General features: G+C 64.8%; 16 protein-coding genes. 9 read left to right on the top strand and 7 right to left on the bottom strand.

Features of this window, described 5'->3' with window-relative positions; genetic code table 11:
• Positions 1-163: 163 nt before the first annotated feature.
• The 3 genes from DAAJ005_RS05700 to DAAJ005_RS05690 form a co-directional block, all read right to left on the bottom strand.
• Positions 164-1,222, bottom strand: coding sequence for a S9 family peptidase (locus DAAJ005_RS05700; RefSeq protein ID WP_151846271.1), 1,059 nt, complete (start codon positions 1,220-1,222; stop codon positions 164-166).
• A gap of 4 nt (positions 1,223-1,226) precedes the next feature.
• Positions 1,227-2,213: a S9 family peptidase gene (locus DAAJ005_RS05695; RefSeq protein WP_151846270.1), complete on the bottom strand. Its 987-nt coding sequence runs from the start codon at positions 2,211-2,213 to the stop codon at positions 1,227-1,229.
• Positions 2,214-2,301: 88 nt separating this feature from the next.
• Positions 2,302-2,847: a hypothetical protein gene (locus tag DAAJ005_RS05690; protein ID WP_151846269.1), complete on the bottom strand. Its 546-nt coding sequence runs from the start codon at positions 2,845-2,847 to the stop codon at positions 2,302-2,304.
• Between the two features lie 349 nt (positions 2,848-3,196).
• On the opposite strand from DAAJ005_RS05690, the gene DAAJ005_RS05685 reads away from it, so the two are divergent.
• From DAAJ005_RS05685 to DAAJ005_RS05665, 5 genes are all read left to right on the top strand, one after another.
• On the top strand, positions 3,197-5,236 hold the full coding sequence (locus DAAJ005_RS05685; protein ID WP_151846268.1) for a carboxypeptidase regulatory-like domain-containing protein: 2,040 nt from the start codon (positions 3,197-3,199) through the stop codon (positions 5,234-5,236).
• A gap of 161 nt (positions 5,237-5,397) precedes the next feature.
• Complete coding sequence (locus DAAJ005_RS05680; RefSeq protein ID WP_151846267.1) at positions 5,398-7,521, top strand: S8 family serine peptidase; 2,124 nt, start codon at positions 5,398-5,400, stop codon at positions 7,519-7,521.
• A gap of 356 nt (positions 7,522-7,877) precedes the next feature.
• Entirely contained in the window at positions 7,878-8,633 is a 756-nt protein-coding gene (locus tag DAAJ005_RS05675; RefSeq protein WP_151846266.1) for an Ig-like domain-containing protein, read from the top strand.
• A 28-nt stretch (positions 8,634-8,661) separates the two neighbouring features.
• The gene (locus DAAJ005_RS19370; RefSeq protein ID WP_304523504.1) at positions 8,662-11,367 is read left to right on the top strand and encodes a S8 family serine peptidase; all 2,706 of its coding nucleotides are present in this window, start codon (positions 8,662-8,664) and stop codon (positions 11,365-11,367) included.
• A gap of 143 nt (positions 11,368-11,510) precedes the next feature.
• Positions 11,511-14,198: a S8 family serine peptidase gene (locus DAAJ005_RS05665; RefSeq protein WP_151846265.1), complete on the top strand. Its 2,688-nt coding sequence runs from the start codon at positions 11,511-11,513 to the stop codon at positions 14,196-14,198.
• Between the two features lie 151 nt (positions 14,199-14,349).
• Here DAAJ005_RS05665 and DAAJ005_RS05660 read toward each other — a convergent pair whose 3' ends face one another.
• A complete protein-coding gene (locus tag DAAJ005_RS05660; RefSeq protein ID WP_151846264.1) occupies positions 14,350-14,985 on the bottom strand; it encodes a 1-acyl-sn-glycerol-3-phosphate acyltransferase in 636 nt (211 codons plus the stop codon).
• Between the two features lie 3 nt (positions 14,986-14,988).
• A complete protein-coding gene (cmk, locus tag DAAJ005_RS05655) occupies positions 14,989-15,624 on the bottom strand; it encodes a (d)CMP kinase (RefSeq protein WP_151846263.1) in 636 nt (211 codons plus the stop codon).
• 203 nt (positions 15,625-15,827) lie between these two features.
• On the opposite strand from cmk, the gene DAAJ005_RS05650 reads away from it, so the two are divergent.
• Genes DAAJ005_RS05650 through rraA form a run of 4 tightly spaced genes read left to right on the top strand, consistent with a single transcriptional unit; the run spans position 15,828 to position 19,146 of the window.
• The gene (locus DAAJ005_RS05650) at positions 15,828-16,250 is read left to right on the top strand and encodes a cobalamin B12-binding domain-containing protein (protein WP_151848410.1); all 423 of its coding nucleotides are present in this window, start codon (positions 15,828-15,830) and stop codon (positions 16,248-16,250) included.
• Positions 16,251-16,283: 33 nt separating this feature from the next.
• Positions 16,284-17,498: an MFS transporter gene (locus DAAJ005_RS05645; protein WP_151846262.1), complete on the top strand. Its 1,215-nt coding sequence runs from the start codon at positions 16,284-16,286 to the stop codon at positions 17,496-17,498.
• Positions 17,495-18,625 (top strand): XdhC family protein, encoded by a 1,131-nt coding sequence (locus DAAJ005_RS05640; RefSeq protein ID WP_151846261.1) that lies wholly within the window; start codon positions 17,495-17,497, stop codon positions 18,623-18,625. Before DAAJ005_RS05645 ends, DAAJ005_RS05640 begins: the two co-directional genes overlap by 4 nt.
• A 35-nt stretch (positions 18,626-18,660) precedes the next feature.
• Positions 18,661-19,146: a ribonuclease E activity regulator RraA gene (rraA, locus tag DAAJ005_RS05635; protein WP_151846260.1), complete on the top strand. Its 486-nt coding sequence runs from the start codon at positions 18,661-18,663 to the stop codon at positions 19,144-19,146.
• A 79-nt stretch (positions 19,147-19,225) separates the two neighbouring features.
• Here rraA and DAAJ005_RS05630 read toward each other — a convergent pair whose 3' ends face one another.
• Together DAAJ005_RS05630 and DAAJ005_RS05625 are read right to left on the bottom strand one after the other, a co-directional pair.
• Positions 19,226-20,605: an acetyl ornithine aminotransferase family protein gene (locus tag DAAJ005_RS05630; protein ID WP_151846259.1), complete on the bottom strand. Its 1,380-nt coding sequence runs from the start codon at positions 20,603-20,605 to the stop codon at positions 19,226-19,228.
• Entirely contained in the window at positions 20,605-21,006 is a 402-nt protein-coding gene (locus DAAJ005_RS05625) for a hypothetical protein (protein WP_151846258.1), read from the bottom strand. The genes DAAJ005_RS05630 and DAAJ005_RS05625 overlap by 1 nt, the downstream gene beginning before the upstream one ends.
• Between the last annotated feature and the right edge of the window lie 10 nt (positions 21,007-21,016).

The raw sequence follows: 21,016 nt of genomic DNA, 5'->3' as shown, positions 1-21,016 counted from the left end.
ATAGCCCAGCACGGGGGCCACGTCAATGGGCAGAGGTTAGCCGTGTGCGCTTTAGCGAAAAGAGGCAGGGTATATCCGAAACGGGAAGAACCAGAATTCTTTTTCACGGACGCTGTAGCAGAAGCATTTTAGGCGTCCAAAACGGCACGCAGAGGCCATCGCCTCATAGATTTTCCTTGAAAAACGCCACGCTGCGGTCCAGGGCCAGCCGCAGATTGCCACTCAGGTTGTGGTTATCGCCAGGGTACTCGTAGGCCGTGAACCGCTGCCGGGCAGCCCGCAGATCAGCGGCGAAGTCTTTCTGAAAGCTGTAGGGCACCTCCCTGTCGGCGGTGCCCTGGTGAAGCTGAAGGGGCCGCCCGTCCAATTCCTGCAGGTAGGCGTTGGGACTCAGGGCGCGCAGATAACGGCGGTTAAGGGTGTCCAGCATCGGTTTCGGCTCGCCGCTGGGGGGATTCCAGTCGGTGGCCAGGATGTCGTAGCTGGCCATCACCCCTGCCCACAGCGAGGCGGCCTTCAGGTCCGGGTCCACCAACATGGCGCGCAGGCTCAGTTGGCCGCCCATGCTGTGCCCCCACAGGCCCATGCGCGCCCGGTTCACACGCTGGTCCGCCTTGAGGCTGGCGGCAGCGTTCAGCACGTCCACGGTGTAACCGGGATCGTTGTAGCCGCCCAGCGCCGTGCCCTCGGAGTCGCCGTGGCCCCGGTAATCGCTTTTGAGGGTGATGTACCCCGCCCGCGCGAAGGCGTCCTGGTAGGCCACGTAACGCTCGGTAGTACGGTACTCGTCCGGCGGAATGTAGCCGTGGTTGAACACGATGGCGGGCCAGCCCCCTTTTGGCGGCGTACCCGTGGGAACGGTCAGCAGAGCAAAGATCTTCAGGCCGTCGGATTGATAGGACACCACCTGACGGCTGTAGTTGCCCCCCGGATTGAGATTCCGCACCACGCTGAGTTTGCTGCCCAGATACTCGCGTGCCCGCAGTGCCGGAATGCTGATGGACTGGCGGGCCACGAGGGTCTCGATGGCCGCGTCGGTGACCCTTCCCAGGGGGCCAGTCTGCACGGTGGTATCGGAGGGCGGAAGGAACGCCTGTGGCAGAGTTGGGGCTGTCTGCGCCTGCCACGGCACCCTGAACGGCAGGTTCTCCGGCTGCGTCACGGCGATGTAGCCCGCGCCCAGCACCAGCAGCAGGACGGCAAAATTGATCAGTCGTCGCATGGCTTCAGAGGTTATCCTTGAAGAACTGCACGCTGCGGTTCAGGGCCGTTTGCAGGTTGCGGGACAGGTTGTGGTTGTCGCCCGGATAGACGTAACTCTGCACCGGCTTGCCGATCGCCTTGAGGTTCCTGCTCAGCGCCGTATGAAAGACCACCGGCACGTCCTCGTCCGCCGTGCCGATGTGAAGCTGGAGGGGGCCTTTCAGATCTTTGAGGTAGCTGTTGGCGCTGAGCGAATTCCAGAATTTGGGATTGCTGGCGGGCGTGCCGTACTTTGCCACCGCCGTCCTGCGGAGGTTCAGCACGCCCTGCGGGATGCTGGCGGGCACCGGACTGTTCCACTGGGTCATCATGGCGTTGTAATCGCCCACCACCCCGGCCCAAATCACCCCGGCCTTGATATCGCCCGGAGCGATCACCATCGCCCGCAGGGTCAGGAAACCGCCCATGCTGTGCCCCCACATGCCGATGCGCGCCGCATTGACCCGCCCGTCGCGCTTGAGGCTACCCAGCGCGTTCATCACGTCGTCGGTGTAGCCAGGGGAGTAATAGCCGCCAAGCGCCTCGCCCTGGCTGCTGCCGTGGCCCCGGTAATCGCTCTTGAGGGTCACGAAGCCCGCGCGGGCAAAAGCGTCCTGGTACGCCACATAGCGCTCGGTGGTGCGGTAGACGTTCGGCGGAACATAGCCGTGGTTAAACACGATGGCAGGCCAGCCCCCTTTTGGCGGTGTGCCCGTGGGAACAGTCAGCAGGGCGCGGATGCTCAGGCCGCCGGATTGATACGACACCACCTGCCGCGAGTAGTTGGCCCCCGCACGCAGATTGGTCAGCACCTTCAGGGCGCTGCCGGGATATTTCTTCTCGCGGGCCTTCTGGATGCCCATGTCGGCCACGTCCACCTTTGCCAGGGCGGCGGCGGACTGCGCCCCGGCCTGCGCGTTCAGAACAGCCGCGCCGAGCAGAAGTGGAAACAGGAGAGCGGGTGTTTTCATGCTCCCAAGCTAGACGCACACGGCCACGAGAAAAGCGTCAGGACCGACGTTGCGGCCCCGAAATCGTCTTCAGCAGCCGTCAGGCGGATCAGCGGCTGATGTCGTAGCCCGTGATCTTCGTGACGGCGCGCGGGTTGCCGTCTCCCAGTACTTGAGAACGGTCATACAGGTTCCAGCCGCGCGAGACGGTCATCTGGAGCAGCAGTTCGGTCCCACCGCCAGGCCAGTTGTCGGGCAGCTCGAAGGGGCCGAACGTACCACCCGCCGGGCTGAAGACCAGCCACAGGCGGTTGCGCGCCACCGTCTCGCCCAGGCTCAGGCGCGCGTCGTTGTTGGCGTCGTTATAGGCCACCACCTGATACACGCCCGCCACACCGGGAATGTTCGGCAGATCGAAGCCGTACTGCCAGGAGTTCGCCCCTGTGCCGACCACATTCTGGGCAATGGCGCTGTCGTTGGTCACGGCCACCGGTACGCCAGTTCCCACCAGCGCCAGCCGCAGCCGGGGAGACGCGCCCCAGTCGCCGCCGATGCTGCCGCTCAGGGCGTAGTCGGCAGGGGCCTTGACCCCCTGTTGCCCGCAGGCAGCCAGCGTCAGGGGAAGAAGAAGGAGACCGGGCAGGAGCTTACGCATGGTCCCAGGATAAGCGGCGTCCGGGTGAGAAGCAGCCCTATTATTCATGAACCCATCATTTCGCACGAGGGTTCGCCAAAGCTGGCATGCGTACAGTTTGCGTAAAATCAATTTTGCATTTGCCAGGGTCTCTCAGGGGACCAAAGATGAGACCATTGAAAGCGCTTGCTCACCTGAACGTCACGCGCTATCGTGCCTCCGTCCCATAAACAGCTTGATACAGATCATCAAGCGTCACAGTCTCATGCGAACGCCCCGCCGCGTTCATTGGCCTGTGTTCATTCTGCGCTGCCCACAGGCACCCACCTGACCACTCAAGCCGTCCAGAGACTGGTCTAAAGGAGATCACATGAAGCGATCCTCACCCCTCGCACTTCTGGCCCTCACCGGGTTACTGCTCACGGCCTGTGGAGGTTCGGAGACGCCTCAGCCCGGCGACACCACCAAGCCCACCGTCACCCTGACGGCCTCGCCCAGCAGTGTGCAGCCGGGCGGCACCGTCACCCTGACGGCCACCGCAAGCGACAATGTGGGGGTCTTCAAGGTCAGCTTCTACCGGGGCACCACCCTGATCAACGAGGACACCACGGCCCCCTACACTGCCACCGACACGGTAGACGGCGCAGCGAGCGGCACCCTGAGCTACCGCGCGGTAGCCAGCGACGCGGCGGGCAACAGCGCGGAAGCCAGCGCCACGGTCAGCGTGACCAGTGTGCCGTTGGGCAAAGGCGTGATCCAGGGCATCGTCGTCGATCAGAACATCGGCGCGCCGGTGGCGGGCAGCACCATCACCGTGATGTCTGGCGGCAAGACGTACAGCACGGTGACCAGCGGGGCCGACGGCACGTTCAATGCGCCGCAGTTGCCCGCCGGAACCTATGATCTCCAGGCACGCAAGGCGGGTCTGGCGGGATTCGATCTGCACGGTCTGGTGGTCACGGACGGGACCGTCAAGGTCCGCATGATCCAGCCACCAGCCTTCGAGACCAGCGCCACAACGGACGGGGCCAAGCTGGTGCTGACGCGCGCCGACGGCAAAACGCCGCTGGCAGACACCACCTTCACCGACACGGTGGACTTTAAAATTACCGGGGCCGCCGACTCCAACCATGTGGGACCGGTGCGCGTGATGTACGCCCAGTTGGGCCGCACGCCCGGCTCCGGCAGCGTGGCAGGATCGTCGCTGGACGGCAAATGGTTCTTCACTCCGCAGCAGGACCTGTTGACGCCGCCCACGTCCGGGGCCGTGACCCTGCCCAGCGCCGAAACCCCCAACTTCATCAAGGGCTTCGGCAGCGCCGCTGGCGAGAAGCTCAATCTGGAAGTTCTGGTCGTCGATTACAATTACAACTACTCGCTGTACCTCGTGCCGATCACCCTGAAAAACACGGCCAAGGAGGCTGCCGCAACCGTGACGGCCCCCAAGAACGCCGCCGCCATTGCCTATACCCTCAAACAGGAAGGTTCCTGGACCCAGCCGTACAGCCTGCCCGGCGCGGACGCGACTACGCCCATAGGCGACGCAGCCCCTAACGGATCGGGCGTCTTCGTAGAACTGCGCTGGTGCAATGCCGACGCCGCGCCCTTCGCCTTCGACATCGAGCGTTCGGCAGATGGCACCACCTTCAGCAAGGTGGGCACCGTGGCAGGCGGCACGAGCGCGTCATGCCCGGCCAACCAGCTCTCCCGTCCCTTCTTCTACCGTGACAACAGCGCCGATCTGAGCGTGGGCAAGACCTTTACCTACCGAGTCATGGCGCGCGGCGCCAACACCGCCGCCAGCAACACCACCCAGACCACCCCGCTGGCCGCGTTCATGCCCAAACTGCTGGCCCCCGGCGACGAGACGACGGGTGTGTCGCTAACCCCCACCTTCGTGATCGGCAGCCCGCAACTGGCGATTGGCGCGGACGGCGCGGGCTACAACCTGCAACTGCGCGACCTGTATAGCGGCAACGGCTACAACATGCCCGGCAATCCGGCAGTGGCCAATACCCTGGGCCTGTTCCGGGTGGAAGAGGGCACCGGAGACGCAGGCAACGGCGTTGCCGTGGGCCAGACCCTGGTCTACACCTCGGGCCTGACCAAGAACACCGTCTACACCGATACGGCTGGGGTCCTCGACAAGAGCAAGCCCAAGCGGCTCCCGGTGGACAGCGCTGCCCACAGCGTCAGCATCCCCCTCACCGAACTGGGGATTCCCGCCCTGCAATCGCTGCGCCCCTACAAGTGGCAGATGTACGCGGGCTACGCCTACAAGTACCTGCCCGCAGAGGGAAACCGCGTCAGCGCCTACTCGGTGTACGCCTGGCCCAGCAGCACCACCCAGCCCATTCCGGCCACCCGTCCCCTCAACCAGAACTTCGACTTCATCACGGGCCAGCAATAAGCGCCAGGGTGGCCAGCGCCGGGTGAACTAGGGCCGTGCCCACCGCAGGTTCACAACACCGGAGCTGACCACCAGAACCGCCCTCAGAACAGCGCTGAGGTGCGCCCCGCCTTCAGCGCATTCCTACTTCCGGCGCTTTCCCGCGCTTCCAAGGAGCATTCATGCACAAACCCTCCCGGCACAACCTCAACTGCACCCTCGGCATGGTGGCCCTCACTGCCCTTCTGGCTGCCTGCGGACAGCAGACCCCTGGAACCACCTCAGTGGCGGCCACCACGCCCAAGGCCGATCTCAGCGAACACGCCACGGTGGCCCAGAGCGGCAAGCTCAAGTACGTCCAGAACGAGCTAATGGTGGGCTACACCGACGACGCCAGCCTGAGCCGGGCCGCCTCCACCCTGAACGCCACCGTGGTGGCGACGATCCCCGAGATCCGGGTGGCCCTGCTGCGCGTCAGCGGCGACAGCCTGAAGGTCAGCTCGCAGGCTTTCCGCTTGCCCGGTCTGCGTTACGCCCAGCCCAACCAGATCGTGACGGGCGAAACACCGCCTGCCGTCCAGGGCGCAGCCAGCCTGAACGCCCAGGCCGCCTCTGCCGATCAGATCTTCGATGAACTGCCGCAGTACGCCCTGGACCCACGCCACCTGAACGCCAAGGCCGCCTGGGACGCCGGCTTGGACGGGACCGGCGTGGTGGTGGCCGTGCTGGACGATCCCGGCGACGTTTCTCAACCCGATCTGGCCGCCAACTGGGCGGGCAAGGCATACAACCCCTTACTGAACAAGGTGTACACGAACGCCGCCGAATGGGTCAAGGACTCCGCCAGCAACTTCGCCTCGCACGGCACCTTCGTGGCGTCCAGCATCGTGGCAGTCAAGGACGGCAAGGGCATCGTGGGCGTCGCGCCAGGGGCCAAGTGGATGCCCGTGGTGATCAACCCGGCAGCCACCACCGAAAACGAGTTCTACTCCTCGTTTTACATCGCGCTTGGGGCCGTGTGGGCCACCAACAACGGCGCGCGAGTGCTGAACAACTCCTGGGGCGGCGGCGTCACCTTCGGAGCGGTCAAGGACGCCTTTGACTATGCCATGAGTAACGGCACGTCCGTGGTGGCCTCGATGGGCAACAGCTACTACGACGAGTTCCAGTACCCCGCCGCCCTGCCCGGCGTGATTGCCTCGGGCGCGCTGGACGGCAGCAACCGCAGGACCACCTTCTCGACCATGGGCCGTCACATCTCGTCCTCGGCCCCCGGTCAGGACACCATGCTGGCCAACCCCACCTGGCTGGGCGGCGGGCACGAACTGATCTCCGGCACCTCGTTCTCCAGCCCGTACACCGCCGGGGTGGCCGCGCTGGTCTACCAGAAATGCCCGGCAGCCACGCCTTACCAGGTGCGCCGCATGCTGGAAACGACAGCCAACAACACCATCGGCTCCAACCCCACCGGCTTTGACCGCGACACCGGCTGGGGCGCACTGAACGCCGGAAACATCGCCAAGACCCTGACGACCTGCGACAAACTGCCCGCCAAGGGAGCCAATGTCAAGATCAACGTGACCTACGCCGACAGCGGCGGTCAGAAACCCGGCGTGCTAGGTGACGTGATCCTGCGCGGCAAGGGCATGCGCGCCGGGGCCACCGATGACCCCACTCCACTGTACCTGTCCACCACCGACGCACAGGGGAACGCCACCTTCGCAGAGATCGCGCCGGGTGAGTACGACCTGTACGTGGCTGGAGCAGACCTGAACATCACCGGCGGCTTGCAAGACGACCGTGGAACCTATGTCGGGAGCCTGACCGCAACCTCCGGCTCCACGCGGGTCAATCCAGATATGAAGGACGTGACCCTGACGGCCGCTTCTCCGGACTTCAATCCAGCGGACCCCTACGAGCCTAACGACTCGCTGGACACCGCCAAGGCCATCGCCTACGGTCAGACCACCCAGACCGCCTATATCTACGGCACGCCCAACGACTTTGACGTCTTCAAGTTCACCGCCGCCGCTGGCGACCAGATCAAGGCCGACGTCCTGGCTGCCGGTCAACTAGGTGGATCGCTCGACTCCTACCTCTTCCTGCTCGGCCCGGACGGCAAGACGCTGGCCGACAACGATGACCGGGGCGACCCCCGGATCGACTCCGACTCCGAGGTGACCTTTACGATCAAGGCGGCAGGCACCTACTATCTGGCCGTGACCAGCTACAACATTGCCACCGCCACGGGCGATGACGGCGGCCCCTTCAACAAGTATCAGTTGAAACTCGCCAAAACCAACTGAGCTTTTCATAAAGCCCCTCTCCTGAAGGCTTCTTCCTTCTGAAAGCGCGCCCGAACCCCTGTGTCATTCAGGTTCGGGCGCGTTTGCGTAATTCCGGGCAGGATGATCGGCACCGTGAGCATGCTCCTGGCAGACTTTTCCGTGAGACCCGAATGATGAGAGCCTGAGCAGGGGTTGCTCACCTGGAAACCACGCGCTATCTTGCCCCCGTCCTACAAACAGCTTGATCTCGGTTCAAGCCCTCAGACCCAGGAGAAAGCCCCCAGGGGCCTGCCCGGTTGCCGCCTTGACCTGACGCTTATCAGCCTTTCACCTGACGGACCCCACGCGTTGGAGTCCAGCTTCAAGGAGATCATATGAAGAGGACCTCACCCCTCGCACTTCTGGCCCTGACCGGGTTGCTGCTCACGGCCTGCGGAGGCTCGGAGACGCCTCAGTCCGGCGACACCACCAAACCCACCGTCACCCTGACGGCGTCTCCCAGCAACGTGCAGCCCGGCGGCACCGTGACCCTGACGGCCACCGCAAGCGACAATGTGGGCGTCTTCAAAGTCAGCTTCTACCGGGGCACCACTCTGGTCAATGAGGACACAACGGCCCCCTATACGGTCACCGACACGGTGCCTGGCACGGCCTCTAGCACATTGACCTACCGTGCGGTGGCCAGTGACGCGGCGGGCAACAGTGCAGAAGCCACCGCGACTGTGAAAGTTGATATCGACCCCAATGAACCCAACGACAGCGTGGCGGCGTCCACCCTCCTGAACATCGGTACGCCGATCAACGGCTTCATCGGCGGTCAGGACCGCGACATGGACTACTTCAAGTTCACGGCCACGGCGGGCGACATGCTCAAGCTAACGGTCAAGAGTACCAGCATCGATCCCAAGAGTACGCTGGACCCCTACGTGGAAATTCTGCTGGCCGACGGCAAGACGGTGCTGGAAAAAGACGATGACGGGGGCGCAGACCTGGAATCCGAGATCCGCTTCAACGTGCCCACCACAGGCACCTATTACGTGGCCCTGACCAGTTTCGACATCCACGACGATCCCAAGGCCAAGGACGACAAGCCCACCAACACCTACCAGATCGCGCTGACGCGCCGCTGAACGCCTGCCGATGCCAAGGAGTACCACTGTGAGTAAAGTCAACACGACCAACAGGACCTTCAAGACCATCGCCTTCCTCAGCCTGTCGCTGGTTCTCGGGGCCTGCGGACAGAGCGCCACCACGACGCCCAGCATGGGCAGCGGCCGGCAGGGCATCAAGATGCCGTCCAGCCTGCGGAACACCAGCCAGACTCCAGGAAAATGGTTCGTCGAACTCGCGGGCGACCCGACTGGCCTGACCGCGCAGAGCGTGAGCGGTCAGCAGACTGGCTTCCGGGCGCAGGCCGTGGCCCAGGGCATCAAGTACACCGAGGTGCAGAGCTACGACACGCTGTTCAACGGCTTCAGCGTGGAGGCCACCGGGGCGGAGATCAACCGCATTTCCCGCATGCCCGGTGTGACCGGCGTCTATCCGGTTCGCCGTGTCGATGCTCCCCGGACGACGGTCAGCCCGAACAGTCTGGCAGCCCCCGAGATGTACTACGCCAAGGGCATGACCGGCGCGGACATCGCGCAGAATGAGCTGGGCCTGACCGGCAAGGGTGTCAAGGTCGGCGTGATCGACACCGGGATCGACGTGGATCACCCCGCGTTCAAAGGCCGGATTGTGGCTGGTTACGATTTTGTGGGCGACGACTACGGCAAGAACGGCAAATACGTCCCAGTCCCCGACAACAATCCCGACGACTGTGCGGGCCACGGCACGCATGTGGCCGGGATCGTCGGCGGCAATGTCGCCTCCAACGGCTTCAAGGGCGTGGCTCCCGAAGTCAGCTTTGGTGCATACCGCGTCTTCGGATGCGAGGGCAGTTCCTATGACGACGTGATCCTGGAGGCCATGGAGCGTTCCGTCAAGGACGGCATGCAGGTCGTGAACATGAGCCTGGGTTCGGCTTTCGACGACTGGGCCGAGACGCCCCTGGCCAAGGCGGGCAACCGCATGATCAAGAAGGGTGTCATTCTGGTCGCTTCTGCCGGGAATAGCGGCGGGGACGGCCAGTACAGCATGGGCGGCCCCACCATGGGCGACAGCGTGATCTCGGTGGCATCGGTGGATAATGTCAAGGTCGACCTGGCTGCCTTCACCCTGTCGGATGGCAGCAAGATAGGTTATTACCCTGCCACAGGCGCGCCCGCACCGAAGAAAGGCACGACGCTGCCCATCACCAAGGGACCAAAAGGCAGCCCTACCGTTGCCAACGACGGCTGCGATCCCTATGCGGCCAACAGCCTGACTGGCAAGGCCGTGCTGATCCGCCGGGGAACTTGCAGCTTTTACATCAAGGCCACCAACGCCCAGAAGGCCGGAGCCAGCGCCATGGTCCTGTACAACAACGCCGCCGGGTACATCAGTCCCACGGTTGAGGGCGACCCACCCATTACCATCCCAGTGGTCTCTGTCAGCGATATCGATGGGGTAAAGATCGATGAATTGATCGCTGGAGGGGTCAGCATGACGTTCGACGGTGGTCAATTGACCATCGCCAATCCCACAGCCAATGCCAGCAGCAGCTTCAGCTCATACGGGATGTCCGCTGAGCTGGAACTCAAGCCTGATATCGGCGCGCCTGGTGGGAACATCTACAGCACCTACCCCCTGAATGCGGGCGATGGCAGCGGATACGCGGTTCTCAGCGGCACAAGCATGGCGTCGCCGCACGTTGCTGGCGCGGTGGCCCTGATTCTCCAGGCTTACCCCAAGACCCAGCCCAAGGACATGCGCGGCTTGCTGATGAACACGGCCTCATTGCGCTGGTACCTGAACAACGGCACACTCCTGACCGGTCTGCCTGACTACGTACAGCGTCAGGGTGCGGGTATGGTGAACATCGTCGGCGCGTACAGCAACACGGTTAGCGCCACCCCCAGCAAGCTCAGCCTGGGCGAGAGTGCCGCCTTCACCACCCGCAACAAGGTGATCGTGCTGAAGAATACTGGCGCGCGCCGCGAGGTCTACACCGCTTTTAACTATCCGGCCCTGACCGTGGCAGGAACCACCCTGGCCCCCACACCCAATCAGACTTACGCCACCATGACCATCAATGGCAAGAGCGCGGACGCCGATGCTGGCGTGGAAGTTGTTGTGCCGCCCTTCAGCGAGGTGGAACTGAACGTGGTGGTCAGCCCGCCTGCCGCTGCGCCCGACAAGGCCCAGTACGGCGGCTACGTCAATCTGGTCAGCACCACCAGCCCGAGTCTGGTTGTCCCTTACGCGGGCTTCAAGGGCGATTATCAGAGCTTGCAGTCGTTGGGTGACCTGATTATCGGCGGCACGAAATACAATGCGCCCCTGCTTGTCGACGACGGTGACGACGCCCTTTACCCCGAAGGTGCCGCTGCCCCCACGATGCCGGACTACACCTTCAAGCCGGTAGAAGTGACCTACAGTAACGGCAGCAAGGACACGGTCATGGACGCCCCCTATCTGGCTGCTAACTTCGCACATCAGGTCCGCACCCTGACCTTCGAGCTGCTTGATGGGAACGGTGCAGTCGTCGATACCCTTGCAAAGGAAGACTACCTGGCCCGCAACTGCACCAACGACCTCTCCAAGCAAAGCGCCTCCTGTGACGCCCTGACCACCTTCAACTGGGACGGCAAGCTCACAGGCGGCAAGGACGCTCCGGCTGGCGTCTACAGCCTGCGTCTGAGCGCCCTCAAACCTCTGGGAGACACGAGCAACCCCGCCCACACCGAGGTCTACACCAGCCAGAAATTCAAGGTCCTACGCTAAGCCTGAGTTGACACGTCGGACAAAAGAGGGGGGGAGGCCGGGTGGCTTCCCTCCCTTTCGGTTGCCTCTCGGCAGAGGTGTGCCGTGCGCTTCCGGTCTTCGCTCACCCTGGCGGTTCATCCCACGCCTTTACAATCAGCGCCATGTCCCTCAAGACCACCCCTCCCCTGCTACTGGCCCTGAGCGCCGCGCTGGCGGCCTGCGGCCCAGGTCAGGGCATGCCGCCGGGTCTGGCCACCGGGCCAGGTTTCAAACTCTCCTCCACGGCAGCCAGCGCCAAAACAGCATGGTTCATCGAGCTGGTGGACGATCCCACAGGTCTGAACGCCCAGAGCCTGGGCGCGCAGCAGACTGGCTTCCGGGCACAGGCCAGCGCCAGCGGGGTTCAGTACAGGGAAACGGCCAGCTACCACACGCTGTTCAACGGTTTTGCGGTGGAGGCCAGCCCGGCGGAACTGGGCCGCCTGTCACGCCTGCCAGGGGTGATCGGCGTATACCCGGTGAGGCAGATCAGCCCGCCCAGAACCTCGAAACCAGGGCTGAACGCCCAGGCCCTCAGCCCCGACGTGCAGAGCGCTCTGGCAATGACGGGCGCGGACCTCGCCCAGTCGCAACTGGGGCTGAGTGGCAGGGGCGTGCGGGTGGGCATCATCGACACCGGACTGGACCTGGGTCATCCGGCCTTTCAGGGCCGCGTCGTTGCCGGGTATGACTTCGTGGGCGACAATTACGACGCCTCGCAACCCGGTTCGAAGCCTGTTCCAGACGCCAGCCCACACGACTGCCAGGGCAACGGGACGAACGTGGCGGGCATCCTGGGCGGGAGCGATCCGGCGGGCGGCTTTGCGGGCGTGGCCCCCGCCGTCAGCCTGGGCATCTACAAGGTGTTCGGATGCCAGGGCACCACCGACAGCGCCACCCTGCTTTCAGCGATGGAACGCGCCCAGGCCGACGGGATGGGGGTGCTGAACATTAGCCTGGGCGTGCCGTTCCAGTGGCCGCAGTACCCCACCGCGCGGGCCGCCAGCCGATTGGTCAAGCGCGGCATGGTGGTCAGTGCCGCCGCCGGGGACAGCGGCAAAGGCGGCCCTTACAGCGTCGGCGCACCCGCACTGGGCGAGAACGTGCTGGCGGTGGCATCGGTGGAAAACACGCGAGTGCGACTGGGCAACTTCACGCTGAGTACAGGGGGTGCTGTCATCGGCTACCGTCCTGTCAGCGGCTCGCCCACCGCGCCCATGGGGCTGAATCTGCCCCTGGGCAAACTGCCGTCTAGCACGCCCATCACCGACAACGACGGCTGCTCCATCGACGGCCTGAATCCTTACAAGGCGGGCAGCCTGAACGGGCAGGCCACCCTGATCCGCCTGGGCAACTGCGCGGCCCGCGAGAAGATCATCAACGCCCAGAACGCCGGGGCGCAGGCCATCGTGCTTTACAACAGCCAGCCCGGCTTTGCCTCCGTGACGGCTGCCCCGGCCACTCCCAGCGACAGCAGGCCCATCGACATCCCCGTCGTCTCGGTGCTGGCTGCCGCTGGCGCACGGATCGACGCCGCAATTGCGGGGGGCGCGCGGCTGACCTTCAATACAGACCCGCAGACCTTCGACAATCCCAGCGGCAATACCCTCAGCGCGTTCTCGGCTTTCGGCGTTTCGCCGGATCTGGAACTGAAACCCGATCTGGCCGCGCCGGGAGGCTGGGTCCGCACCACCACACCTTTAAAGTCGGGTTCCGGTGGATACGCGGTCCTCAGCGGTACGGGACTGGCTGCGCCGCAGGTGGCGGGCATTGCCGCGCTGCTGCTGGAGGCGCGGCCCGGCATCCAATCGAAGGACATGGCGGCGCTGCTGATGAACAACTCGGCCTTCCGCACCACCCCGGACGGGAGCGGGCCTGCCCCCGTACAGCAGCAGGGCGCGGGGCTGGTCAACGTGCTGGCGGCCTCCAGCAATCCGGTGACGGCCAATCCCGCCAAACTGAGCCTGGGGGCCAGCCAGACCTTCGGCCCCCGCAGCAAGGTGATCGTGCTGCGAAATAGCGGCACACAGGTGGAAACGTTCACGGCAACGAATATTGCGGCGCAGAGTCTGGACCGTCTGGGCAACATCATGCCCCCCCAGCCCATCGGCATGACCATCAACGGCCAAGCCGTGGACGGCGGCGGCGTCCGCATCACTGTCCCGGCAGGCGGAGAAACAGAATTGAATGTGCTGATCACGCCTCCGTCCCGTCCCGTGCTGGGGCAATACGGCGGTGCCATCGCCCTGAGCAGCGCCAGCGGACGCCGCATGGTCATTCCCTACAGCGGGTTGGTGGGCAACTATCAGGCCCTGACGGTGCTGGGCGACGTGAGTTTCGACGGGGGCCGGACCTTCAAAAACTTCCCGGCGCTGTACGATCCCAGGACCTTCGAGTTCTACCCGGAAGGGCTGAACCTCGCCAATCCGCTCGCCTACACCCTCAAAGACGTGCAGGTCTTCGACGATAACGGGCAGAAGATTACGGTGCTGGACGCGCCGCAACTGCTGGTCCACTTCGGTCATCAGGCCCGCCGCCTGATGCTGGAGGTGCTGGACGGGGGCGGCACAAGCCTGGGCACGGTCTTCACACAGGAATACATCGGGCGCAGCGCCACCAACATTTACACGGACCCGAACAGCGACGCCTTCAGTTTCGTGGGCTGGGACGGCACGCTGGCGGGTGGGCAACTGGCCCCCGCCGGAGCGTACCAACTGCGATTAAAGGTGCTGAAGGCGCTGGGGAATCCTGACGTTGCCGCTGACACTGAGACGTATCTGAGTCAGAAGTTCACAGTGGTGCTGGAGTAGGCGGAGAGGGCCATTGGCCCCAGCTCCTACGGGTTGCGTTAAATTCCAGAACATCCAGGAAAGCGCCGTATGTTCTTCCATACCACGCAACCCGTATTTTTTGCTTCTCCTTTCAGTCGGGTTGAAGTTAGGACTTCAACCGCAATCGGTATCACAGCACTGCCACCGCATTTTCCCAGCGCAGGGTCAGGCCGCGCAGGCTGTCGCCCTGCGGATACAACGGGGGGCCGAAGCGCACCTGCCAGCGCCCACCGGGCAGGCCGCGCGGCAGCCACTTCGGGCGCTCGTGCCACACGCGCACGGGGACGATGGGCACCTTCGCCTTGAGGGCCAGCAGCGCCGCGCCACCGTGCAGGCCCTGGCCGTTGCGGGTGCCCTGCGGGAAAATGCCCACCATGCCGCCGCGCCCCAGCACCCGCAACGACTGCCGCAGCGCGCGGGTGTCGCGCCCGCTGCGGTCCACGGGAAAGGCCCCGGTGGCGCGCAATATCGGCCCGATGGCATGGGGGCCGATGATCTTCCACTCGAAGGCATCGCGCTTGGTCATGAATTGCAGGCGGTGCAGTTTCGGCGGAATCGCATAGCCGATGGTAAAGGGGTCCAGCGCCATCGCGTGGGTTCCCGCCACGATGACCCCGCCCGCTGGCCCACCGTGCGGCAGATGTTGCAGCCCGCTGACGCGCACGCCGCCGCCGTAAGCCACGACACGCCCCACGAACCAGTGGATCACCGGATACAGCCAGGGATGCGGCGTGGGGATGGGTCCAGGCTTCACGGGTCCGGGCATGGGTTAAGCGGAGGTCACTTGCTCGGGCAACTGCGCCAGAATCGTCTGAATCACGCCGTCCAGGGTCAGCGGGCCGGTGTCGATGACCACGGCGTCGGGGGCAGGCGCACTCTGCACGCGGTCCAGCTCGTCGCGGCGGATCAGGGCGGCCTCAATGGCGGGAACATCCTCCGGGCGTTCCTGGGCACGGCGCACGGCGCGGATGTGGGGGCTGGCCGTCAGGTAGAACTTGGCCCCGGCGTGAGGGAAAACGTTCGTTCCCATATCCCGGCCCTCGGCCACGAAGGGGGACGGCAGGGCACGGAGCTGGGCGTCCACCCAGGCCCGCACCTCGGGCAGCACGGCCACCACGCTGACGCCCCGGTCCACGCGGGTGGAGTGCAGTTCATCGGTCAACTCGCGCCCGTCCTGCCACACGCGGTTGCCCTCGGCCAGCGGTTCCAGACGCAACGGATGGGTTCGCAAATGGGCCAGCAACGCGGGGGCGTCATGCAGGTCCAGCCCGGCCTCCAGGCCCAGCAAAGTCGCAGCGCGGTACAGGAGGCCGCTGCTGACATACGGCACGCCCAGCGCCCGCGCCACGCCCCCCGACACGCTGGATTTGCCGCTGGCCGCCACGCCGTCAATGGTCACGATCATCAACTGGGCAGTGTACAGGAGGCGGGCTGACACTGGGGGCAGGACTTCAGGACAACCTGCCGCAAGAAAAGTCTGCCAGAGCGGGACAGCAGCGCGGCACACGGCACACTTCCCGCGTCCACCACACCGCCGCCGCCAGCCAATGCCCTAGAATCAAAACAAACGCCCGTTAGGAGGCCCGTATGGACCACAACAATGAAGAAATGTCAGACCGCCGGATACGGGTGCTGATCGCCAAGCCGGGCATGGACGGCCATGACCGGGGCGCGAAAGTGGTGGCCCGCGCCCTGCGCGACGCCGGGATGGAAGTGATCTACACGGGGCTGCGCCAGACCGCCGAGATGATCGTCAACGCTGCCGTGCAGGAGGACGTGGACGCGATTGGCCTCAGTGTGCTTTCGGGGGCGCACATGCACTACTTCCGCGACGTGATGGCGCTGCTCAAGGAGAAGGACGCCACCGACATCATCGTCTTCGGCGGCGGCATTATCCCCGATCAGGACCTGCCCACGTTGAAGGAACTGGGCGTGGGACGGGTCTTCACACCCGGCGCGAATACCGGCGACGCCGCCACCTACCTTCAGGAAGCCGTAGGCGAGCGCTGGCGGGCACAGGGGGAGGGATGACCATAGCTCCTTCCTCTCTGTGTAGCTCTCGTCATGAGTAAAGCTGCCCCCGCACCCCAGCAAATATCCCGCATTGAACTGGGCCGTCTGGTGCCGCTGTACGCCGCACAGGCGCTGGCGACGGGGGCCACGACGGTCAGCACCATCCTGGCGAGCATCATCATGGGCACGCTGGGCTTCGGCAGCCTGTCGGGCCTGCCCAGCACGCTGATCAGCGTGTCGGCGGCGCTATCGGCAGGCTTTTTTGGTGCGCTGATGCTGCGCTCCGGGCGCAGGTTAGGGCTGGGATTGGCCTTCGCGCTGGGGACGCTGGGCGCGGTGCTGGGCTTTTTTGGTGGCAAGTTGGGCCTCACGCCGCTGTTTCTGGTGGGCGCGTCCATGATGGGCGCGGCGCAGGGCGGCTACCAGCAGGCCCGTTACGCCGCGGCCGAGAGCGTGCCCGACAACCGGCGCGGCACGGCCCTGGGCGCGCTGATGCTGATGAGCGTGCTGGGATCGTTCCTGATGACCGGCTTCTCTCACCCCATCGAGCGGCTGGCCATCACCTTCGGTACCACGCCCGAAATCGTGGGCTGGCTGGTGGGCGGCAGCCTGCTGGGCGTGGCCGCGCTGCTGATGCTGTTCTGGACCCCGGTGCGCGAACCCGTCGCGGCAACCGGGGCCGGGGCCACGCGCAAGACGCCAAGTTTCTCGGAGGCGTTCCGCACGCCGGGCGTTCGCAGCACCGCGCTGGCCCTGGCCACCGCACAGGGTCTGATGGTCACACTGATGAGCCTCACGCCACTGCGGGCGCACAACATGGGCATGGACCACACCAGTATTGCCGCGCTGATCAGCGGTCATATTCTGGGCATGTTCGGCTTCGGCTGGCTGACTGGGCCGCTGATTGACCGCCTGGGCGTGCGCGTGGGCTACGTGGGCGGCGCGGTGCTGCTGTGCGCGGCAGCCCTGACCGCCGCGCAGCCGGGCGCAGGGGCGTTGGGCCTGAGCATGTTCCTGCTGGGGCTGGGCTGGAATCTGGCCTTCGTGTCGGGCAGCAAGGCGCTGACCCACTTTCCCGCCGTGCAGGGCGTCACCGATGGCCTGGGCTACATCACGGCGGGCGCGGGCACGCTGCTGGGCGGTTTCCTGATCGCCCGCGCAGGCTTCCCGGCGCTGGCCTACACCTGCGCTGTGCTGGCCGTGCTGCCGCTGTTCAGCGCGTGGCGGGCCGGGAAGTCGGCTGCACCTTCTGGTAAACCCGCATGAACGCCGCCGAGACCCGCACCCTGCTGGACGCACTGAACGCCGCCACCGCCAGAGGCCAGCGCGCCGCTATCGCCACCGTCGTGGGCGTGCAGGGCAGCGCCTACCGCCGCGAAGGCACGCGGATGCTGGTGCTGGACGACGGCGCGCAGGTCTGCATGCTCTCGGGCGGCTGCCTGGAGGCGGAGGTGGTGGAGGTGGCGCTGGAAGTGATCCGCAGCGGTACGCCGGCCATCACCCATTACGATCTGTCGGAGGACGCCACCTGGGGGCTGGGCATCGGCTGCGGCGGCAGCGTGGACGTGCGCGTGGAGCGGGTGGATGGAGATGACCCGGTGATGGGCGCGTGGCTCCGGGCACTGGAAAAGGGTGAACTGGCCGCGCTGGTTGTGCCGCTGAAAGGCGAGGGCCGCCTCCTGATCAAGCCAGATGGAGAAGCGATGGGAGACCTCTCCCCCGCCCCGCTGCGGGACTTTGCCGTTCAGGCTGCGCGGGAACGGCTGAATCAATTGGAACCTCGCGCCGTCACGCTGGCCGCACCAGACGGCATGCCTCTCTTCATTGACATCAGCACGCCGCCGCCCGTGCTGGTGCTGTACGGTGCGGGCCACGACGCCATGCCGCTGGCGCGTGGGGCGCACGATCTGGGCTACGAGGTCCATGTGATCGACCCGCGCGGCGCGTATCTGACGCCGGGGCGTTTTCCGGGGGCCATCCTGCATGACCTCGCACCGGAGGAATTGGGGCAGTTCACGCCGCCCGCCCGCGCCAGCCTGCTGATCATGAACCACCATCTGGACCGGGACCGCATCTGCTTGCAGCACGCGCTGAACTCCGGCGCACCTTACGTGGGCGTCCTGGGACCGCTGAGCCGCGCCCAGGGTCTGCTGGACGAGCTGGAGGCCGAAGGCGTGACCTTCAGCGATGCCGAACTGGCCCGCCTGCGTGCGCCCGTGGGCCTGCGCCTGGGTGCGGAGGCCCCAGAGGAAGTGGCCATGAGCATCCTGGCCGAACTGATGGCGTGGCGGCGCGGCTACGACGGCGGCTTCCTGAGCGGCCACGACGGGCGCATCCACTATGCCCACACCCACGCGGCCAGTCCGGCGCTGGGGGCGTCCCCGGAACAGTAACCACCTTTGCGCCTGCTCAACGGGTTCAATACAGCATGACCCCCTTCACCCCCACCTCTGACCTGTGCGATGCACACCCAGAAGCACAGGTCTTCGCACCTCTGTTTCAGAATTTTGGAGGGCAGGCGCGGTTCAGCGGTCCCGCCTTCACCCTGCGCGTGTACGAGAACAACACGCCCGTGCGCGCCACGCTGGAAACGCCGGGTGAGGGCCGCGTGCTGGTGGTGGACGGCGGCGGCAGCCTGAACTGCGCGCTGGTGGGCGATCAACTGGCCGGGCTGGGCGTGGAGAATGGCTGGGCAGGCATCCTCATCCACGGCTGCGTGCGCGACACGGCGCAGTTGGCAACCATGCCCATCGGCATCCGGGCACTGGCCGCCCATCCCCGCCGCAGCGGCAAGGCAAATGTAGGCGAGCAGGATGTAGTGCTGACCTTCGCGGGTGTAACGGTGCGGCCCGGCGACGTCGTTCACGCTGATGAGGACGGGGTTTGCGTGCTGCCCCCAGCAGCGGACAGGTAAAACAGCAGATTCCACCCATCTTACGAGCGACGGGTGGAATCTGCTGGTGGCTCAGGTCAGTTCAGCCTGAACCAGGGGTTTACGTCTGGGCCAGCCCCCGCAACGCTTCCCGCATAATTTCCAGTCCGGTCTCCGCGTCCTCGCGGGTCAGGATCAGCGGAGGGCTGACGCGGATCACGGCTTCGCCGCAGTCCAGGTTCAGCAAGCCGCGCTCGAAAATGGCGGTGCTGGCACGGTCCCGCAACTTGCCGTCGGGGCTGCCGTCAGGCTTGACAAATTCCAGGCCGATGAACAGACCCTCGCCGCGCACGTCGCCCAGAAAGGGGAACTCGGACTGCATGGCCTTCAGTTCGGACAGCAGATAAGCGCCCACGTCGGCGGCATTCTTCATCAGGCTCTCGCCGCAGCCGGGGTGCTTGACCACGCCTTCAATCAGGTCCAGGGTGGCGTGGGCCGCCGCCGCCGCCACCGGGTTCCCGCCGTAAGTGCTGCCGTGAGAACCGACAGGCCAGGTCATGACCGATTCCTTCGCCATCAGCGCGGAAATGGGCATCCCCGAAGCAATTCCCTTCGCCACCGTGATCATGTCGGGCTGCACCTCGCCGTAAATGCCAAAGTGCTGGTACGAGAACATCTTCCCAGTGCGGCCCATTCCGGCCTGAACCTCGTCGTAAATGAGCATGATGCCGTGTTCGTCGCACAGCGCCCGCAAACCGGGCAGGAAATCGGCAGGCGGCACGATGTATCCGCCCTCGCCCTGCATGGGTTCCACGATAATCGCGGCCACTTCATCGGCAGGAATGACGCCCACGAACAGTTCACGGATGTGGTTCAGCACGGCCTGACCGCAGGCTTCGGGGGTGGACCCCAGCGGCGGGCGGAAGGGGTTGGGATACGGCACATGTGACACGCCGGGCAGCAGCGGGCCGAAGCCGCGCTTGTACTTGGTCTTGCTGCCGGTCAGCGTGATCGCGCCGTAAGTCCGCCCGTGGAAGCTGCCCATCGTGGAGATGATGTGGCTGCGTCCGGTGTGGTTGCGGGCCAGTTTGACGGCGGCCTCCACAGCCTCTGCGCCGGAGTTGCCAAAGAAGACGCGCCACTTTTCGCCCGGACGCTCCACATGCTTGACCAGCCGCTCGGCGAGGCTGGTGGTGATTTCCTGCGGGTAGTCGCTCAGGCAGACGTGAGTGAACTTGGTGACCTGCTCCTGCACGGCCTTGACCACATGCGGGTGGGCGTGGCCGGTAGTGGATACGGCGATGCCCGCGAAGAAATCCAGCATGGTATTCCCGTCGGGATCACTGAGCCACACGCCCTCGCCGTGGTCCGGCACGAAGGCGTAGGGGCGCACGTAAGACGTGGACAGGTGCTGGGCGTCGCGGTCCATGATGGCTTTTGTTTTGGGGCCGGGGAGGGCGGTTTTGAGGATGGGTTGGCGGGGTTTGGTGGCGGTGGTCATTATTCCTGCTCCTTCTCGTAATCAAAGATCGGAAACTCTGGCTTTTGGTAATCAAAGACATGAAATTGTGATCTTGCGGGACGTATCTCAATGATGTTGTATGGTTTGGAAAAACTGTATTTCGCCTTGTTTGGTCCAACACATACAAGCCGTCCACCATCTACGAAAATTACGGCATGATCTTCTGCCCAATCACACACCGGGCATTCCTCACCACAGGCATCCAGAGCGATTAAGCCAGGATTTGGTTTTCCCCGCTGATTGCCACCCCAAATAATTTCAGCGCCGATATGGTACTCGTATAAATTACATTCGCCGTATTTGAATTGGAATCGCTGGTTGACCGTGTTGCCGCAGTTTGGGCAGGGGCCAATAGGGTTGTAAACATTAAAAGCTCCCATACCGCTATTC

Origin of the sequence: Deinococcus sp. AJ005 (assembly GCF_009017495.1) — a bacterium.
In the GTDB taxonomy this organism is placed as follows: domain Bacteria; phylum Deinococcota; class Deinococci; order Deinococcales; family Deinococcaceae; genus Deinococcus.
The sequence above is the reverse complement of the archived record's forward strand: the minus strand, read 5'-3'. Positions and strand labels throughout refer to the sequence as shown.

Excerpts from the sequence above, each read along its gene's own strand:
- DAAJ005_RS05700 (WP_151846271.1), bottom strand. The coding sequence starts at position 1,222 with ATGCGACGACTGATCAATTTTGCCGTCCTGCTGCTGGTGCTGGGCGCG.
- DAAJ005_RS05675 (WP_151846266.1), top strand. The coding sequence starts at position 7,878 with ATGAAGAGGACCTCACCCCTCGCACTTCTGGCCCTGACCGGGTTGCTG.
- DAAJ005_RS05645 (WP_151846262.1), top strand. The coding sequence starts at position 16,284 with ATGAGTAAAGCTGCCCCCGCACCCCAGCAAATATCCCGCATTGAACTG.
- DAAJ005_RS05660 (WP_151846264.1), bottom strand. The coding sequence starts at position 14,985 with ATGCCCGGACCCGTGAAGCCTGGACCCATCCCCACGCCGCATCCCTGG.
- DAAJ005_RS05685 (WP_151846268.1), top strand. The coding sequence starts at position 3,197 with ATGAAGCGATCCTCACCCCTCGCACTTCTGGCCCTCACCGGGTTACTG.
- DAAJ005_RS05695 (WP_151846270.1), bottom strand. The coding sequence starts at position 2,213 with ATGAAAACACCCGCTCTCCTGTTTCCACTTCTGCTCGGCGCGGCTGTT.
- DAAJ005_RS05630 (WP_151846259.1), bottom strand. The coding sequence starts at position 20,605 with ATGACCACCGCCACCAAACCCCGCCAACCCATCCTCAAAACCGCCCTC.
- DAAJ005_RS05625 (WP_151846258.1), bottom strand. The coding sequence starts at position 21,006 with ATGGGAGCTTTTAATGTTTACAACCCTATTGGCCCCTGCCCAAACTGC.
- DAAJ005_RS05650 (WP_151848410.1), top strand. The coding sequence starts at position 15,828 with ATGTCAGACCGCCGGATACGGGTGCTGATCGCCAAGCCGGGCATGGAC.
- DAAJ005_RS05680 (WP_151846267.1), top strand. The coding sequence starts at position 5,398 with ATGCACAAACCCTCCCGGCACAACCTCAACTGCACCCTCGGCATGGTG.
- DAAJ005_RS05690 (WP_151846269.1), bottom strand. The coding sequence starts at position 2,847 with ATGCGTAAGCTCCTGCCCGGTCTCCTTCTTCTTCCCCTGACGCTGGCT.
- DAAJ005_RS05640 (WP_151846261.1), top strand. The coding sequence starts at position 17,495 with ATGAACGCCGCCGAGACCCGCACCCTGCTGGACGCACTGAACGCCGCC.
- rraA (WP_151846260.1), top strand. The coding sequence starts at position 18,661 with ATGACCCCCTTCACCCCCACCTCTGACCTGTGCGATGCACACCCAGAA.
- DAAJ005_RS05665 (WP_151846265.1), top strand. The coding sequence starts at position 11,511 with ATGTCCCTCAAGACCACCCCTCCCCTGCTACTGGCCCTGAGCGCCGCG.
- cmk (WP_151846263.1), bottom strand. The coding sequence starts at position 15,624 with ATGATCGTGACCATTGACGGCGTGGCGGCCAGCGGCAAATCCAGCGTG.